At 58.3% G+C, this 17,676-nt stretch carries 8 protein-coding genes; 3 read left to right on the forward strand and 5 right to left on the reverse strand.

Annotated features, from left to right (window positions below; translation table 11 throughout):
* The 5 genes from AS89_RS0100075 to AS89_RS16460 form a co-directional block, all read right to left on the reverse strand.
* Positions 1 to 6,824: DUF4347 domain-containing protein (locus AS89_RS0100075; RefSeq protein ID WP_010130152.1), on the reverse strand; the 6,824-nt coding region annotated here is incomplete at its 3' end.
* Between the two features lie 117 nt (positions 6,825 to 6,941).
* Positions 6,942 to 9,206 (reverse strand): site-2 protease family protein, encoded by a 2,265-nt coding sequence (locus tag AS89_RS0100080; protein WP_158217325.1) that lies wholly within the window; start codon positions 9,204 to 9,206, stop codon positions 6,942 to 6,944.
* 25 nt (positions 9,207 to 9,231) lie between these two features.
* Positions 9,232 to 10,608 (reverse strand): efflux RND transporter periplasmic adaptor subunit, encoded by a 1,377-nt coding sequence (locus AS89_RS0100085; RefSeq protein WP_010130154.1) that lies wholly within the window; start codon positions 10,606 to 10,608, stop codon positions 9,232 to 9,234.
* Positions 10,608 to 11,420: an efflux RND transporter periplasmic adaptor subunit gene (locus AS89_RS0100090; RefSeq protein WP_010130155.1), complete on the reverse strand. Its 813-nt coding sequence runs from the start codon at positions 11,418 to 11,420 to the stop codon at positions 10,608 to 10,610. The genes AS89_RS0100085 and AS89_RS0100090 overlap by 1 nt, the downstream gene beginning before the upstream one ends.
* Before the next feature lie 38 nt (positions 11,421 to 11,458).
* Positions 11,459 to 12,955 carry a TolC family protein gene (locus AS89_RS16460; protein WP_010130156.1) on the reverse strand — a complete coding sequence of 499 codons (1,497 nt, stop codon included), beginning with the start codon at positions 12,953 to 12,955 and terminating at the stop codon, positions 11,459 to 11,461.
* A 329-nt stretch (positions 12,956 to 13,284) separates the two neighbouring features.
* On the opposite strand from AS89_RS16460, the gene AS89_RS0100100 reads away from it, so the two are divergent.
* Genes AS89_RS0100100 through AS89_RS0100110 form a run of 3 tightly spaced genes read left to right on the forward strand, consistent with a single transcriptional unit; the run spans position 13,285 to position 17,560 of the window.
* On the forward strand, positions 13,285 to 14,385 hold the full coding sequence (locus AS89_RS0100100; RefSeq protein WP_010130158.1) for an ABC transporter ATP-binding protein: 1,101 nt from the start codon (positions 13,285 to 13,287) through the stop codon (positions 14,383 to 14,385).
* On the forward strand, positions 14,379 to 16,643 hold the full coding sequence (locus tag AS89_RS0100105) for an extracellular solute-binding protein (protein ID WP_010130159.1): 2,265 nt from the start codon (positions 14,379 to 14,381) through the stop codon (positions 16,641 to 16,643). The genes AS89_RS0100100 and AS89_RS0100105 overlap by 7 nt, the downstream gene beginning before the upstream one ends.
* Entirely contained in the window at positions 16,640 to 17,560 is a 921-nt protein-coding gene (locus AS89_RS0100110) for a sugar ABC transporter permease (RefSeq protein WP_010130161.1), read from the forward strand. The genes AS89_RS0100105 and AS89_RS0100110 overlap by 4 nt, the downstream gene beginning before the upstream one ends.
* Positions 17,561 to 17,676: the final 116 nt, after the last annotated feature.

Here is a 17,676-nt window from a genome sequence, read left to right on the forward strand (position 1 = left end):
GGCGCGGCAATAATTGGGGTAGGGTCCTCGTCCCGGTTGTTGGTATCGTCCAGCTCGGTGCCATTGGTACCGTCGTCTGTAATTTCGATCGAATTAAGGATTTCTTCCAGACCTGCAGGTACCGGTTCATCGACGATTACCGCAAGCTGGATAGTGAAAACTTCTCCCGCAACCACATTGCCTGCATCAAACTCGACGGTATCGCCGTTCAGTACCCAGCCGGGAGTGGAGTTGGTCGGATCGAAGGTAACAAAATCCGGCAAAGTATCGGTGATCACCACACCAGATGCATCCGCATCCCCGAGGTTTGAATACTCGATGGTGTAGATCACGGTATCGCCGGGCTCCGCGCTGATACCTCCATCATCCTTGGTAACCGCAAGATCGATGGCAACGATCGGTGCGCTTTCTGAAGTCAAATCAAAATACAGCCGCTCGGAATTGGAGCCGGTAGCGCCATCATCCAGGGAAGAAGAGAGTACCCCCATTTCATTGATGGCGATTGTGCCCTGGGCATCCGGATCGGTGGTGACCGTTGCTTCATAGGTGATTGTGACGAGAGTATCGGGCCCAATCTCTGGAATATCCGCCAGGATAAAACTCGGCACCGAGCGTGACGCGAGCATACTAATATCGCGCGTTCCGCTAGCGTCAGTTACCTCCACAACCACGCTGTCCGGGTCGAGATTCAGCTGCGGAGGAATAGTGTCTTCGATAATCACATCGTAGGCATTGGCGGTTGCTGTTGGGGCCAGCTCAACGGTCAATCGGTATTGCACGACTGTGCCAAGTGCGATCGGTGTGCCACTGATAATTTCCTTGTTGATCACAAGGTCCGGTTCTACCACCGTAATTTCATCACTGTCCTGGATGCTGGTATCAAGAGTGCCGTCGCGATCGGTGTCATAACTGAGTACTGCGGAGTTGGCCAGCACATCGCCCGCAGTATTTTCTGGGATATCCAATACGCGCAAACGGTAGGTGAGTGTCAGTGTTTCCGTGATATCGGTAAGGTTGGTGTTTTTCAGAGTGCCTAGATCAAAGGTCACCTGATTGTTGGCCGGATCGTTTACCGCAACGATGCTGGAAAGGTCTCCGTCGATCGCATCCGGGTTGCTCGCAACTACACCAATTAAATCGATAAATTCATAACCCGCGTCATAGGTATCGGTGATGGAACCGGTCAATTCGGTTTCCGGCAGAGTGATGACCAATTCAAACGTGACAAACTCGCCCAGGGTCGCTTCGTCGTTATCATTGAGGTCATCATTCTGACTGGTCTCTACCAGGTTCTTCTCAAATTGCGGCGCCGCAACCTGTATATCCACAGAGCCGCTGTCGATGTAATCATTCAGGCCTCCGCTACCATCGCTGCCATCACGCTCATTCGCATTGATTCCCGGGAGACTGGTCCAGACACCGGTTCCGGTATTGGTGATCGTCTCGCCCGCAACGGTATCAAAAAGAATCCCGCTGACGATTATTTCGATGAAGTCGCCAGGCGCAAGATCAATGATCGCTCGATCGACCGTGCGGAGGGTGTTGCCGACCAATTCGAATTCGCGGCTGATATCCGTTGCAACCCCATTGCTATTGAGAATCGCTCGGAAGCGGTTGGCGTCGATCTGCGGAGGTATGGTGTCCTCAAACCGGACGTCGTAGGCCTCACTGGCAAAGGGACCGGTTTCGGCGCTGATGGTGATCCGGTAGGAGACGCCATCACCATTGTCACTTGGTGCAGTAATCGTGGTTTTTTCTACGAGCAATTCAGGCTCGACCACGGAGATGGTTGCCTGCTCCGAGACCGATTCATCCCCCGGATCGATGACCCCATTGCCATTGGAATCAAACGTGGCAGTGGCCGTATTGACGAGGTCGGTACCTGCCTGATTCGTCGCCACATTCTGCGTTCTGACGGTATAGATCAAGGTGATTAGATCTGGTTCGTTACTGCCGTCGGGTGGGTTGGTCAGGTTGCCGAGTAAAAATAAAATATCCCCGGTAGTTCCTTCTGGTGGTGGCGCCAGTGTGTCTGGATCGCTCAGGTCTCCGCGATCGGAAGTGATTGGGCCCGTCACAATCACCTGATCAAGACTGACAAACTCCAGTCCGGGGGGAAGGCTATCCACGATTTGTACCAGCGGAATATCGCCATCGGGTATCTGGAAGGTCGTGCTGTAGGTGGCCTCCTCGCCAATGGTGACTTCATCGATTGCGTTGTCGGGGGTGACGATCGACGAGTCAATGACCAGCTTGCTGCGGGCGACCACCTCCTGCACAACGAATGTCTCGCTGCCAGTGTTTGCGTAGTCATTGGGGCCGTTCGGTGCATCGACACCGGTGCGTTCAAATTCAGAGTCGCCTTCGATGCTCGTCCAGGCTGTGGTGGCATCATTGGTGACACTTGTGCCAGCGATGATGTCATCATTGACGATGGCATCCACCTCAATGGTAACGGTTTCTCCAAGCAGTAAGTCGAAGTCCTGACCGGGGATAGTCTCGATCGTGTTGCCGGTGATTTGAAAACGATCGGTGATGTCACCGAGTCGAGAGTGGACAACACTCAGGTTGCTGACGCTGTTTAAATCCGGCGGCAGTGTATCGGTAAACACTGCATCGTAGGCATCGGTATCCGAACTTCCGGAATGCTGTATCACGATTTGGTAGGTAATCGGATCACCCGCATCGATCACACCGGTCGGTGCAATCAGGTCCTTGGTCACCCGGAGGTCGGGCTCGATCACTGTGACCCGTTCTGCGGAGACATCGCCGTGGCCTATCGGGTTATCGATATTGTCATCGGTCTCATCCCAGAAAAAACTCGCGCGGTTAACCAGGCGATCGCCACTCTGGTTGCCGATAACGTTATCTACTCGGACACGATAGGTGATGGTAATAGTTTCATCGACATCGTTATCGCGGTTGCTATTGGTGAGATCACCGAGATCAAACGTCAGGGATTGCCCGTTCTGCTGCGGATTGAGTCCGTCGGGGGTGAGAGGCACTGTCGACGAAATATCTGGGGATGAAACGACGACATCGGTAATGTCGATAAACACAAGCCCGCTATTGAGCAAGTCTGAAATGCTAGCACTCGGGCTCTGCCCCTCGGCCAGCGTCAGCGTCAGCTCGTAGGTAATCAGCTCGCCAATTACCGCTTCATTGTTGGCATTGTTGGGGGTATTGATACTGGTACTAACCAAGCGCTTGGCGATGTCATTCTCGCGAATGTCGGTAGCGGCGTCATCGTCCCAATTGGGGTCATTGATCCGTTGGCCGGTATTCTCGTCGAGAGTAAAGTTGTTGCCACCATTGACTGCGGCAAACGAATTAACCTGCGTATTATTGATGACGGATTCGTTGGAGCGGATCAGCGGCTCCACTGCAAGGTCGAACACAATGACCACCAGATTCGTGCCGTCGTCGGTGGGTTGGCCGTTATTCGCATCGCGACCGCTTTCGAGGGCACCATTAGGATTGCTGGGATCATTGTCCTGAGGGTCGGTCAGTACCAGTCCGCTGCCAAACAGGTTGCCGGTAAAGGGAATGGCATCGCCTGCGCCATTAAATACCTGCAGGTTGGTACTGCCCGCGGGGAACACGAAACCACTGGGCAGGTCTTCCACAATCGCAATATCAAATGCATCGGCGCCGCCCGTATTTTCCACTGTGATTACAAACCTCACCAGGTCGCCGGCGTCCACTCCGTCGAGGTTGGAATCAATGGGCAGCAGGTCCAGGTCCTGGCTGGTGATCGTACCGGTCCAGGGGGCGTTGCCGGTTGCGGCGGTGCCCGCCGGATCGAAAGTCACTGGTGCGGCGGGGTCGGGGTCCAGTACGCCGTTGGTATTATCGCTGGAGACAATGCCCTTGGTGATGTTGATATCGGGAGAGAGTACTTCGAGTGGCGCGGTGTCCGGATCGAGCAGCACGGTACCATTGGTGTTGGCAATCGACACTTGCGAGACATTATTGATAAACAATCCGTCGGCGAAGGCAGCATCGAGTGCCTCTACGGTAAACAAAATCTGCAGGGTGCCGCCGTTGGAGGCATCTTGGCTGATGGGAGCAAAACGCCAATCGATGGCATTGTCGCCGGCACTCACCGATGTAGTGACATTGGCCGGGTCCAGGTAACCGGGAGGAAATTCGGAAAAATCCGTGGCCGGGCCAAAGCCCCATTGATTTACCCCCGGCAAGCTGGCGCCATTACCGGTATCGACATAGCTTGGATTGGTTGCCTGAAATACTGGTAACGGGAGGTAGTCGGTTATCGTCAGCCCCTGGTGATCGAAACTGCTCAGCTCGATGGTAACCGCGAAGGTTACCAGGTCGCCCGCGCGTACCTCGTCCACATCTTCCGGTGCCGAAGAGCCATTGACCGCGAAGACCTCCTTGTCAGAATCAGCACCACCGATGGTGACGCTCTCGGAGCTTCCATCCTCCAGCGGTACGTTGATGTTGGGCAGCTCGCCGGCGATATTTGCGCTGTTGCTAACGCTGTCGAGAGTGTCGACATTCGCATTTGGGGTGCCTGCCAGCGGGGCCCCAATATACTGCTCGCGGATTTCCACCTGGTATGTGACCACTACGGTGGTGGTGCCCTGGGTGACGGCATCGGCGAACAAGTCCCCATCGAGCGTGCCGTTTGCATTGATACCGCGGTCGATCAGTTCCTGGCTGATGTCAAAACTCAGGTTGGTGGACCCGTCACCAGGGTCGGGGTTCTCGGTCACTGACACATTGCCGCTGCCGAATGCATCCGGGCCAACGCTGTTGCCATTTTCAAACAGTTCAAAAGTGGCTGAACCATCCACATAATCAAGGCCATCGCCAAGCAGGTCGCTGAGGTCCAAATTATTAACCTGCACATAATCGGAAACCTGAATAGACAAGGTATATTCCAGTCGATCACCCGGTGTTGGCCCATTGCCTTGCGGATCGCTCACCAGCGCCACGCTTTTTTGTGTGGCAAGTGCCTTCGCAGTAATGATGTCCGAGTCTCTATCGGAAATCGCCTGTCCCTGGTAGGTACCTTCAACCGCAACCTGGTTGCGGACACTTTCCATCCCGCCGTCATTGATAACAATTGGATTGCCATTGGCATCGACGTCTGGCACATAGCCGTCAAAGGATACGACGATGTCACTGCCGGACAGGGTGCCGGTGACTGGCGTCAGGAAGGTCACGATTAGTTCGGCACCGGTGCTGGTCCCTAACGGTGGTTCGGTAAGCGTATAGTCCACGCCCTCTGTGAAGGGCCCGGCAGCACCGGTCACCGTGACGTTACCCAGGTAGAAAAAATCTACTGGCACTTGATCGGTAATGACCAAATTCTCCACCGTGGACATATCGGCGAGATTGACGTTCACGCGCCACACTACTTCCTCACTGGGGCCTGTGACCGTCTCGTTGTCATCATTGATCGACTGGTTATCGCCATCACCGTCGACGGCTTCTTTGTTCACCAGTAGCACCGTCGGTGTGATCGTATCGGAAACTGTCGGGCCCACGATCGGTGGGTCGATGTCGGGATTATTCAGCGGGTCTTCACCAAAGCAAAACCCGGGACGTGAAGTTACGCTAATCGGCACGCCTACCATGGCTCTCGCAGATTCATCCACCAGCACCGAAATATCCAGCTCAAATGCGGGCTGGTTGGGCGCGTAGGACCCAAACGGCAGGGTTATCGCCAACCAGGTCGCTCCCTCTACGCTATTGGCGGCGAGGGGAGGCTGGCCCGATTGCGTGGTGTCACAGGGATGAAACTCGACGATGGCACCGCTGCTGTCGGTCCAGGCACCGCCGGTAAAGGTGTAGGTTTCGAAGGCTAAATTCAGCCCGCCGCCGCTGACCGACTGCGGGACGAGTCCAGGGCCGAGTACGGTATCGACAATTGGTGCATAGCCGGTATCGGCTCCCACATTTTCAAAGGAAACCGTGATCGTGGTGGTTTCATTGATCAGGTCTTCCGCCGGTACACTCAGGGCGTTGGCTGGCCCTGCCGCCATCAATCCGTCCCATTCGCCCTGCAGCAATTTGGAAAATGCGATATCAGTTTCCACATTACCGCGCTGCTGCTCCAGATCCCAATCCCCACCAAGCCGGGCACTGCCGGTGGCGTCGTCGGAGGCTGCCACGTCGGAACCCGTTAGCGCGGCAAACTGATCGATAAATTGTTCACCAGTGGCACTAAACGCGGTATTACAGCCGTACAGTAAAATATCGGCATCCGCCCGCAAGTGGGCTTGCCAGCTTTGCAGCTGGGCGCGGTGGCTGTCCTCGCCAGACGCTTGCAGTGAGGCGAGCGATAGTTCCTCACCGCCGATGGTAATGCCTGCAGCATCGCCATGACTGACCAGATGGATAGCATCGAAACTTTGTCCACTCTGCGCGAGGAAGTCGGTAATGGTCTGCAGACTGTCATCGATATCCATTGCCAGCAGGGTTACGCGACGCTCACCAATGGTCAGGTACAACTTACTATCGCCCTCTTCGACGGTATCGGCCTGGCCGAGCAAATCATCCACCAGTGCCTGGGCATTATCCAGCTGCAAGTCAATCACCACCAGGGTATCGCGCGCATCGGATGCGGGTGTCAGTGCCTCACTATCCTGCGGGTCAACACCAGCCGCGCTGTGGGTGTCTGATTCCAGCGTTGTCGTATCCTCGGCCAACGCCGTGAGGGATTGGTTGGCATCAACGGCTACGGTGGCATCCAGCAGAATCCGCTTTTCCAGGGCGCGATGGACGCTGCTCAGCGGGCGGCCCTGACTTACGATCGTGTGCGCCAGGGATGACCTGGAAAATACCTTCGGTTCCATTGGGTACCTCTTGTCTGTTCCGTGTGGATAGACGGATCTGCTGCCTTATGGGTCGGCCCTTCCTTGGGCACGCCAAAAATGTGATTGAACGTCGCTCTTACATCACTCGCATGCTACTCACATGCCGCTCTCGCGAATGAACACGCCAGCAATGCGTTGTACCAGCATGTAGGCCAGGCTGACCGGCTCGCCGAATAGCACAAGGTGACCTGTGCGCTGCGCGGTCGTTGGTCGGGAAGCATTGGCGTGTGCGGCTGCGGGCGGAAATTCAAAACTGATGAGGTGCAGCGCGTCAGCCGCGCGCTCGCGATCATCCGCGAGGGTTTGTACTGGGCCGCCGAAGTTTGACGCGAGTGCCGGGTCCACCAGAGCGTGGGAGGCGATGTCCTCGATATTGCGCAGCTGCACGGTTACCGGGCGCCACTGGCCATCCAAAAATAAACGGCCGCGCCGCTGGGCATTGGTGGATTCCGATAACCGTGAGAATTGTTGTGTACTCGCATAGGCGCGGCCTGCCAGCGTATCTCGCGCGGCAATGCTGAGAAATGCCTGGTTAAGGGTGAGAAACTGGCCGACATGTAACCCTGGCAGCGTCCAGTCAACATTGCCGTCAACCTTGGCGAGAACCTGCAGTTGCTGTTTGTGCGTGTGTAATTGGCGGAGTAACTGCTGCTTGCTGAGTAGGTCCTGCAGATAGACGCCCTCGAGCACATCCAGGTTTTCAGCAAAGCGATCGGCTTGTTGCCTTTGCTGGAGTAGCGCCAGCTCGGCGCGGGTACGCTGTATTCGGTACTCAAGTTCGTCATCGGCCAACTCGGCAATGGGCTGGCCGGCGCGAACAAATTCGCCACGTGCAACGAGTAATGTGCGCAATTTTGCGTTCGCTGGTGCCATGAGTGTTTGCTGACTTTCAAAGTACGTGCTTGCCGGCAGCTGTATTGGCCATGGCAATGGGGCTAGTGCCAGTATAAGCAGCGTCGCAATACACCAGAGACTGGCCGAGCGAAACATGGGCAGTAGCCTCGTATTAGAGCGCGTTGGAGTGTGCGATTCTTGCTGCGCTGCAGAACTCTTCATGTGCCGACCTTTCGCTGCCCCGGTTTTTTTTGGCTGTGTGGACTGGATCTGGCGTTGGCGCTGCAGGTGTGACCAGAAGCCTTGTATCTCGCGCACCGCAGGTAGGACCACGAGCAGGCCGATGCACAAGAAAAACACCAGTATGCCGGCGGCCTTGAACAGCAGCTGGTAGGCGGCGTAGCTGATCGCTGCAAAAATCAATAACCGGTAGATCAGGCCCGCGAGTCCAAACGCGCCGAGCAGCTTGTGCCGGTATCCGGTAGGCCGTTGGGTGTCGCGAAGCAACAACGCCCAGCACCACTGCCGCAAGGTATTGGTGGCTGTTTGCTGCAAATTTCTTTCCCGAAGGAAGTCGCTCAACAGGTAATAACCATCAAATTTCATCAGCGGATTGGCGTTGATCAGCAGGGTGGTTACCAGCGATGTTGTGAACAGGTAAAACATCAGTGTGCGGATCACACCATCATTTACCAGGCACCAGATCAATGCTGCGGCAACGCCAAGACAGAGTTCAAATGCGACTCCTGCGGCTGAAATATGTAACCGTGCCTTGCGCGGCAGTCGCCATGCATCGGTGATATCGCTGTACATGATGGGCATCAACGCGATAAGCCCAACCCCCACACTATTGGCGCGAATGCCATAGAGGCGCGCGACGCTGGCATGTCCGATCTCATGGAACAGGCTCAAGAGCAGGTAGCAAATGAAAAAGGCGAGCCCACCGAGAGGGTTCCAGCTCGCGCTGAAGTAAGCAAGGAATTCGGTACTGTGTTGACCAACGGATATTGCGCAGAATAACGCGGTAACTGTGAGCAGCAGGTAGAACCCCGGTAGCGCTGTGGCGCGGGCAAGTGGACGCAGCAGGCGGCTGCTCAGGGTTGGGACAAACAGCGCACGGCGAAAAAATAGCGTTTTCTGCAGCCTGCCAAGACCTTGCTGCATGGGCGTGATCTGCGCACGCTTCTGTGCGAGCGCATCGCTGCTGTTTTGCAGGAGCTCATTGTCACTGGCAAAGCGAAAAATGCTCTCGATTTGCTGCGGCGAAATCCTGCAGCCCTGTTGCTGGGATAACGTACTGGCAATAGCTTCCGCGCTGCCCAGATTCCATTGTTGCAAGGTCAATAGCTCCAGCTCTCCCAGTTCCAGGTACTGCCCACGCAGTGGGTCGTAGAGCAGCCAGACTTGCGTAAGCGGGTCTTCCTCCATCCGGTGAAACTGCAGGTCAGAGCGCAACGGTCGCCAGGCGCTGTCATTGGATGGCGCTGAAGGGGAGGCTAGCGGTAGCGTGGTGGCGGCATGTGACACTGGTGTAGTTACCTCATACCAGAGCCTAAACGCCGAGCCAGCGACGGGCGGTGCTGATGGGTTTGCGCAGGAGGTAGTACACGAGCGGCACTCGTGCACCGTAGATGCGCGCATGGCCGCGGGTGTTGATCCTGATGTGTGGCTGGTCCTGCTCGATGGCCGCCAGCAGCCGATAGCTGGCGGGCTGGTTTTCCCCTTCGCTGGTAAGCAGGCTGTGGTACGTCAAATGGCCTGCAATTGGTGTGAGGGGGTTGGATTCTGCGTAGAACATCACCCGCGCTGTTTCCGGCAGCGCAATGGCATCGCTGGTTGGCAGGTCGATTTGAATTCTACGTGCATTCGGCTGCACAATTTCCATGACCTTTTCCCCTGCGCGAATGCGCCGCCCGATCCACGCGGCCGGGTCGGTGTAAATGGCTACCCCGGAGCTGGGGGCTCTGATGCGGGTTTTTTCCAGCTGTGAATGCTGGAACTCCAGGTCGAGTTTGCGGATGAATAGATCGGTTTCGGCCTGGGCGAGCTTGTAGCCAGCGGCGGTTTGTTGAAAGTTATATTGGCGTGCCATGCGCAAGCGTTCGCTGTAGAGCGCGATCTCCTGCTGCACGCGGTCAATTTCTGCGGTGACCTCCGCATCTTCCAGAGTGAACAGTAGTTGGGTGTTGTCCACGCGCGCGTTCGGTGGGACGTCGATTGTACGGATTACGCCATCGGTACGTGCCGACACGATGCGCGGCTCGATAGCGGCCAGGCTAGCGGGTGCCAGTACGCTCTGGCGTACCGGCAGCAAACTCACGGCGATAATTGCGGCGGCAAAAATCAGCGGGCGTCGCTGAATCCAGCGGCGCAGAGAAAAGGATTTTGTGCCGCGCAATGCGAGGAGGGCCTGGCGCACTGCGGCCGCCAGCTCCCGAAAAACTTCCAGTTCCTGTGGCGAGAGCGGGTGCCGGCGCAGGAGTGCAATGCAGCCCAGGTCTGGTCGCTTACGCGAATATGCATTGTCTGGAGCGTCCAGCGGCATCAACACCATAAGCTGCCCGCTCGCCGCGGCCTTGTTGTTTTCCTGCGAGTCAGTGTGCTGTGGGTCAACGTGCTGGCGGTCAATCGGTGGCGGGGAAGGAATCGCGACTTCCAGCGGACCCTTATCCAAGCTCTGCTGGATATTTTCGCGCACTAGCTTTTGCCAGCGCTGGGTATCGCAAGCGGTGTTGTCTACCGCGCTTACGTTTGAGGCTGCGGTAAGAGTCAGCCTGCTGCCAGAGAAAAACAGGCAGGTATCAAAGTTCAGCAAGAATTGACTGTCGCTACAGGCAATCTGTGCCACCTGCGCAACGTTGGCTGCCTGGCGCAGCTTTTTTTCCAGCGCCAGAAAACTGTTGAGCCGTTTCAGCAGGCGCGCATCCACTAGTTTGCCCCGACCTGTTGCGCTGCAACCTTGCCGAGGCTGTTGCCTCCATCCGGGGCAAAATAGAATTGCGCTTCGCCGCTCATGCCGGAGATCAATAGGGCGTTGATGCCAGGATTTTCTGCGTCAGATTCGATTGTGCCGATCACGCGCACGGTGCGGGTTACCGGGTCTACCAGTGGCACTATGCGTTGCACAGAGGCCGTGTAGGTGCGGTCGGTCTCGGTAATCGTGACCAGGAACGTGCTGTTGAGTGTAAGCTGGTCCAGCCAATCGGAAGGAACGATGGCCTCGACTTCCAGTGCCCGGTTGTCGACCAGTTCGAACAGGGGCATCCCCACTTCGGCACGCTGGTGCGGTTCCGCGTTGCGCGTGATTACAAAGCCACTAAACGGCGCGCGCACTTCACAAAATGAATGGCGGTGTTTCAGTACTTTGGCATTGGCTACGGCTTCGGCCAGCTGCGCCTCACTCTGCACCAGCTCCAGCTCGCTGATGTTGCCACCCAGCTTTTTGAGGGAAATATTTGCATTGCGTTGCCGGCGTGCGAGATCACGCTTGGACTCGGCACCTTCCAGTTCTGCCTGCAACTCGGTGCAGTCGAAGCTTGCCAGCAGGTCGCCTTTGCTGAAGCGGTCACCGGCGCGCAAGCGCACTTCGGTGACTCGCGCGGCGAGTTCACTGGATAGTTGCACCTTGCTGAGCGCATTGAGTTTTGCCGGCGCGGTAAACGGTTGGGCCGAGCACACGCTGGCGATGAGCAGGCAGCCAACGAGAGTGACCGCAGCGCGGGAAAGTAACGAATTGTTCATAGCAGTTACCACAGGTACATCCTTGCAGCGCTTCTGGGTTACCAGTGGGCGGCCGCTGCGCCATCTTCTTTTAATTCCGCTTCCCTTTGTTCGACACCCTCCGGGCTGTATCCACCCACCGGTAACAACTCGATACTGCCGCTTTGGGTGCGCATGTCTGCCACTTGTTGCTCAATCAACGGCAGTGGCTGGCGATAATCGATGTAGAACTCGGGCTGGAAACCCACAGCATTACTCAGGCGTCCGTTGGCGCTGCGCCAGTCGGCGTAGCTGACGTCGCGTCGCACACTGGAAAGCAGGGCCTGGGTATTGGCGTGAATGCTCTCCAGCTCGGTGCCCTGGCTGGATTGCCACCGGGCGTAGGACTGACTGGCGAGGGCGCTGTCGATTTCTGCCATTTCCACTGCGTAACCATGATTGAGACGCGCGCGGTGCATATGGCTGTAGGCGAGGTCCACCTGCGTGAGTACGGCAACGGTGAGTGCGGCACGACGTACATCGCCCAGCCGTTCACTGTCGCGGGCATAGCCAACCAGGTCGCGCCCGGCTACCACGGTACCGAGCAGGTCCCAGGTGAGGCGCAGGCTGCTTTCGGCCCAGTCGTTGTAGAGCAGGTAGCTGTTATCGTCGTAGAAATAGCCGCTGCGCAGCTCCAGGCCGGGCAGCAGTTGCAGGCAGGCCTTGCGGATTTCGGCGGCGGCGATGCGCTGGCGATAGTCCTCTTCGAGCAGTTCCGGACGGTTGCGCAGGCTGTACTGTTCAAGCTCCTGAATATTCAGTTCGGCAAAGGGGCTGCGCAAAATATCGCGCTGGCCAGCGCGCACGCTAAACGGGGTGCCCGGGGGCAGGCCCATCAGCGAAGCCAGCTCCATTTTGGCGCTGTGCATATCCCCTTCCAGCGCCAGCAGTTGCTGCATCAGGTCCAGCAAGTCGCGGCGATAGGCCAGGCTGGCCTCGGTCTGGCGCAGCCCACGCTCGGCGCTCTTGCGGGATCTTTCCAGGGCGCTGCGAGTTTGTGCAATCAGTGCGGGTAATTGTTCTTCTGCCCGCTGCGCGGCCGCGGCCATCCAGAAGGCGTACTCGACATCCATGATGACGTTGTGCATCAGCTTGCGCTGGCGTTCGATCGCAATCATCACCCCATCGGCCGCCTGCTTGGCGGACAGGTAGTTGATGCCAAAATCCAGCACGTTCCACGACAGTTCCAGGCCGGCGGTGCTGTAGGTTTTATCCAGGGAGGTTGATTGGGCGAGGGATTCGTTGCCGTTTACATCCTCGCTGCTGGCAAAGTGCTGCTTGTTGCGGTGGTTGTAGCCGGCACTGGCGGCGATTTCCGGGAGCATGTCCCAGCGCGCCAGGCTCAGGTTGCGATTGGCGACAACCGCTTCCATCAACTTCAGCCGGTTGTCCATGTTGTAGGCAATGGCGCGGGCGATCGCTTCGTTGAGATCGATGGGGTCGGTGACGGGCTCCTGGCTACCAAACGCCGTTTGCCAGTCGCCGCTGGCACGCTGGTCAATGGTTGCGTCATCCATTGCAACAGGTCGCACCGAGCAGGCGGACAGGATCGCGAGGGAAACACAAAATGACGCTAGAGCAGCCACAAATCGGGCCTGACGCATAACGCTGAGTCCTTTAGGTACTTATCGACTACTTGCGCGCGGTACATCTACGCCCGCTAAATCTAGTACACGTGTGCGGAATTGCAGCTCTGGGGCCGCGTCAGGGGGATATTTCGTCACCCTAATGAACTAGAAGACGCAGGCAGTGTTCTGAGGCACAATCGAGATCAGGTAGACGGAACTGCCATCCATAATAAGACAATAATAAACAGGAGCAGCGACGATGAGAGAGGCCCGAGCCATTGGCCAATATTGAGTTTCGTGGAGTCAGCAAGCGCTACGACGACGGTCCGCCGACGGTACCGGGGCTCGACCTGGAAATTCGCGATGGCGAAATGATGGTGCTGGTGGGACCCTCCGGCTGCGGCAAGTCCACCACCCTGCGCATGATCGCCGGGCTCGAATCGATTTCTGCCGGTGACCTGTATATTGGCGGTCACCGGGTCAATGACCTTCCCCCCAAAGACCGGGACATCGCCATGGTGTTCCAGAACTACGCCCTCTACCCGCACATGAGTGTGTTCGAGAACATGGCGTTTGGCCTGCGCGTACGCAATTTCCCCAAGCTGGGTATTGAAAGACGGGTGCGCGACGCGGCCGAAACCCTCGGGCTTGCCGACTTACTGCACCGCAAACCAGGGCAGCTGTCCGGTGGCCAGAACCAGCGTGTGGCGCTGGGACGGGCCATGGTGCGCGACCCGCAGGTGTTTTTGTTCGACGAACCCCTGTCCAACCTCGATGCGGAACTGCGCGTGCAGATGCGTGGCGTGATCCACCGCCTGCACCACCAGCTGCGCACCACCTCGGTCTACGTTACTCACGATCAGGTGGAAGCCATGACCCTGGGCACTCGTATCGCCATTTTGAATGGCGGTGAACTCATGCAGGTGGGCACGCCACTGGAGCTATATAACGACCCGGACAACACCTTTGTTGCGGGCTTTATGGGCTCGCCACCGATGAACCTGCTGCAGGTGGCGAACGATGGCCGACAACTGAGCTGCGACCTGCTCACGCTGCCCCACGGGCAACTGCAGGGGCTCAACCGGGAACTGCTGTTGGGGCTGCGCCCGGAGAAGCTGGTGTACGCGGCGAGTGCGCCCGCCAACTGGCCACGCCTGACGGGCAGTATCGAGCTGGTGGAGAGTCTGGGGGCGGAGATGCTGGTGCACCTGCGCGCCGGATCTGCGCAGCTGGTGGCACGACTGGCCGGGCTGCGCGCCTTCCCCCTCGGCGATACCCTCGAGCTCGCCTTTGATCCCACCGCGCTGTACCTGTTTGATGGCGCCAGCCAGCAGCGTATCCGTTCCGGGTGCGCCAGGGCAGGAGTCAGTCAGTGCTGAACTGGCGAGGCGCCCGGCACTCTCTGTGTCTATTGCGGCTGCTTGTACTGCTGTTGCTGGCCAGCCAGGTCAACGCCCGGGAAACCCTGTCCCTGTGGCACGGGTACCGCGGTGCGGAGCGCGTCGCCTTTGAACAGTTGATCGAAGACTTCAACCGCAGCCAGGGTGATATTCAGGTGAACGCGTTGGCGGTGCCATTTGGGGGCTACGCCGACAAACTGTCTGCCGCCCTGCCGCGCGGGCAGGGGCCGGATCTGTTTGTGTTTGCGCACGACCGCCTGGGCGGCTGGGCCAGTGCCGGGCACACGGTGGCCCCGATAGATCGCCTTGTCAGTGAGCGCTTGCGCCAGCGCTTCCCGCCCAACCTTATCGACGCGATGACCTTCGCCGGCGATCTTTACGGCCTGCCACTGGCATTCAAAAGCCCGGCCCTGATTCTCAATACTGACTTGGTGGCGACTGCGCCGGCGACCACCGACGACATGGTGGCCATCGCCCGCCAACACACCGACCGTAGCGCCGGACGTTTCGGCCTCACGTATGTTTACACCGAGCCGTTTTTCCACGGCATGCTGATGAACAGCTTCGGCCCGGGACCGTTTCGCCGCGGTGGAAGCCTGGACGTGGATAGCCCGGGCAATATCGCCTCCGTTGAGATGCTGGTGGACTGGGCGCGCGAAGAGCGGATTCTGCCGGAAGAACCCAGTAGTGCCCTGGTTACCAATTTGTTCAACCAGGGGCGCGCGGCAATGGCGATCAGCGGCCCGTGGATGCTCGGCGAGATTGCCCCTGAAGTGAATTACCGCGTGGTGCCATTGCCGCTGAATAGCGAAAGCGGCCGGCCGCTGGCGCCCTGGGTGGCGGTAGAAGGGTTATTCCTTTCTGCGCGCTCGGCCAACCCCGCGGCGGCAGTCGCGGTCATGGAATACCTTACCCGGCGTCAGTCGGCCGAGCGGATGGCCATTCAGGGTGGCCAGCTGCCGGCGAATACCCGCGCCTTCGCGCATCCAAGCATCGCCAATAATGACACGGCCATGGCGTTCCGGCGCCAGTTGGAAGAGGCGGTGCCGATTCCCAATCTGCCGGCCATGACCCTGGTGTGGGTGCCGCTAAAAAACCTGTTGAAGAAAGTGGTCAAAGGCGCGGCGCAGCCGGAGGCCGAATTGCATTTGCTGCAGCGCCAGTTGCAGGGGGATCTCGCGCGGCTCGAGCGCTCCCGTGAGCGCAGTGAGGTCACGGCGCAGGTGCCCATTTGGCTGTGGCTGGTGCCCGTTGCGTTGGTGCTGGCTGCGCTGTGGTTGTGGACACGCTACCGGCGGCGGCTGATGGCCAACTGGCATGCCAATCGTACGGCCTACTTGTACATTCTGCCGGCCATGCTGGGCATGCTGGTGCTGGTGTTCTTCCCGCTCCTGTATGGACTCATCCTGTCTTTTACCGACACTACGGTATTCAACGAGCACACCCCGCTGTGGTCGCGCTTTGTCGGCCTCGACAACTACGCCGCGATCCTTGGGGATTTCGACCTGTGGCGGGGCGAGGGCGTGGCGCGCAGCCTGGACTTCGACAATTTCTACTGGACCCTGCTGATCACTATTCTGTGGACCGCGAGCAATGTCATCCTCGCCGTGGGGCTGGCCCTGATCATGGCGCTGGCCCTGGACAAGCCGATCTTCGGGCGCAATGCCTTCCGCCTGCTGTTGATACTGCCCTGGGCCATTCCCAACTACATTACCGCGCTGGTGTGGAAGGGTATGTTTCACCCGCAGTTCGGGGTGATTAACCAGGGCCTGCAGGTGCTGGGGGTGGCGCCGGTGGCCTGGTTTGACTCCATCGGCGCGAGCTTTTTCACCGGCGTGGTCACCAATGTATGGCTGAGTATCCCGTTTATGATGGTGGTGATCCTCGGGGGCCTGCAGTCGATACCGCGCGAGCTGTATGAGGTGGCGCGAGTAGAGGGCGCCGGACGCTGGTTCCAGTTCCGCTCCATCACCCTGCCACTGCTGAAACCGGTGCTGATCCCGGCGGTGATCCTGTCGGTGGTGTGGACCTTCAACATGTTCAACGTGATCTACCTGGTGAGTGACGGTGCCCCGGCCGGGGCCAACGATATCCTGATCACCAAGGCGTTCCGTATCGGTTTCGAGAAATATCAGTACGCCTACGCGGCGGCTTATTCGATCGTGATCCTCGCCCTGTTGTTCTGTTACGCGGTATGGCAGATGCGGGTGAGCCGGACCATGGAGGCGGTGCGATGAATGCTGTGATTGGCCGCCTGGGGCAGGGCAAAGCGGTTGCGCTGAGGCGGGCGCTGCGGGATATCTTTAGCTGGCGCTTCGCGCTGCTGATTGTCTCCGTCCTGATCGTAATCTATCCGCTGCTGTGGGTTGTGAGCCTCGCCTTCTCCGGGCAGCAGTCGCTGACCCTGGTGCAGTTGCCCCCCGATGCGGGTGTCGGGCAGCAGCTGCTGGCCCTGGTTCCGTTGCCGGAGCAGTGGACCCTCGCCAACTTTCGCGCGGTATTGACCGAGCAACCCTTCCTGCGCTGGATCGGCAACAGCCTGGTGGTCGCGGTGGCTACCACTATCGTTGGCCTGAGCTTGAGCTGCACGGCCGCCTATGCGTTTTCTCGCTTCCGCTTCGCCGGGCGCCAGCGGGGGCTGACCCTGTTCCTGATTTCGCAGATGTTCCCCGCGGTGCTGATGCTGATCCCGCTGTATGTCATCGTGGTGCAGTGGCTGGGGTTGGGGAATTCCTGGCTGGGATTGATTCTGGTGTACGCCATTACCGCACTGCCATTCTGCGTGTGGATGCTGAAGGGGTACTTCGACTCCTTGCCCTACGAGATCGAGGAGTCCGCGCTGCTGGAGGGCGCGAGTCGCTGGACCATCTTCATCCGCATCATCCTGCCGCTGGCACGCCCGGCCATCGCGGTTACCGGCCTGTTCGCCTTTATGACGGCCTGGAACGAGTTCATCCTGGCCTCAATTTTTATGGATGATGAATCCCGCTACACGGTGCCGGTGGGCTTGCGCTTCTTCGTCAGCGACTACGCCTCGGAGTGGGGCTACTTCGCGGCAGGGTCTATTCTGGTGTCTCTGCCGGTCATTTTGTTGTTTTTGTCGCTGCAGAGGTTTCTCGTGTCCGGGCTATCTGCGGGTGCCGTGAAGGGGTAGGCCGGACGAAAAATTTGGTTGTTTCGTAGTTTTATTACGTAGCTGGGGTGGCGCAAGCTTCCTCCCAAGCTGGCTGGTTTCTGCATTTTCGGGCGGTTTTTTGTGCTCAGGGTCTG

The sequence above is a fragment of the Microbulbifer agarilyticus S89 genome, assembly GCF_000220505.1.
Lineage (GTDB): Bacteria > Pseudomonadota > Gammaproteobacteria > Pseudomonadales > Cellvibrionaceae > Microbulbifer > Microbulbifer agarilyticus_B.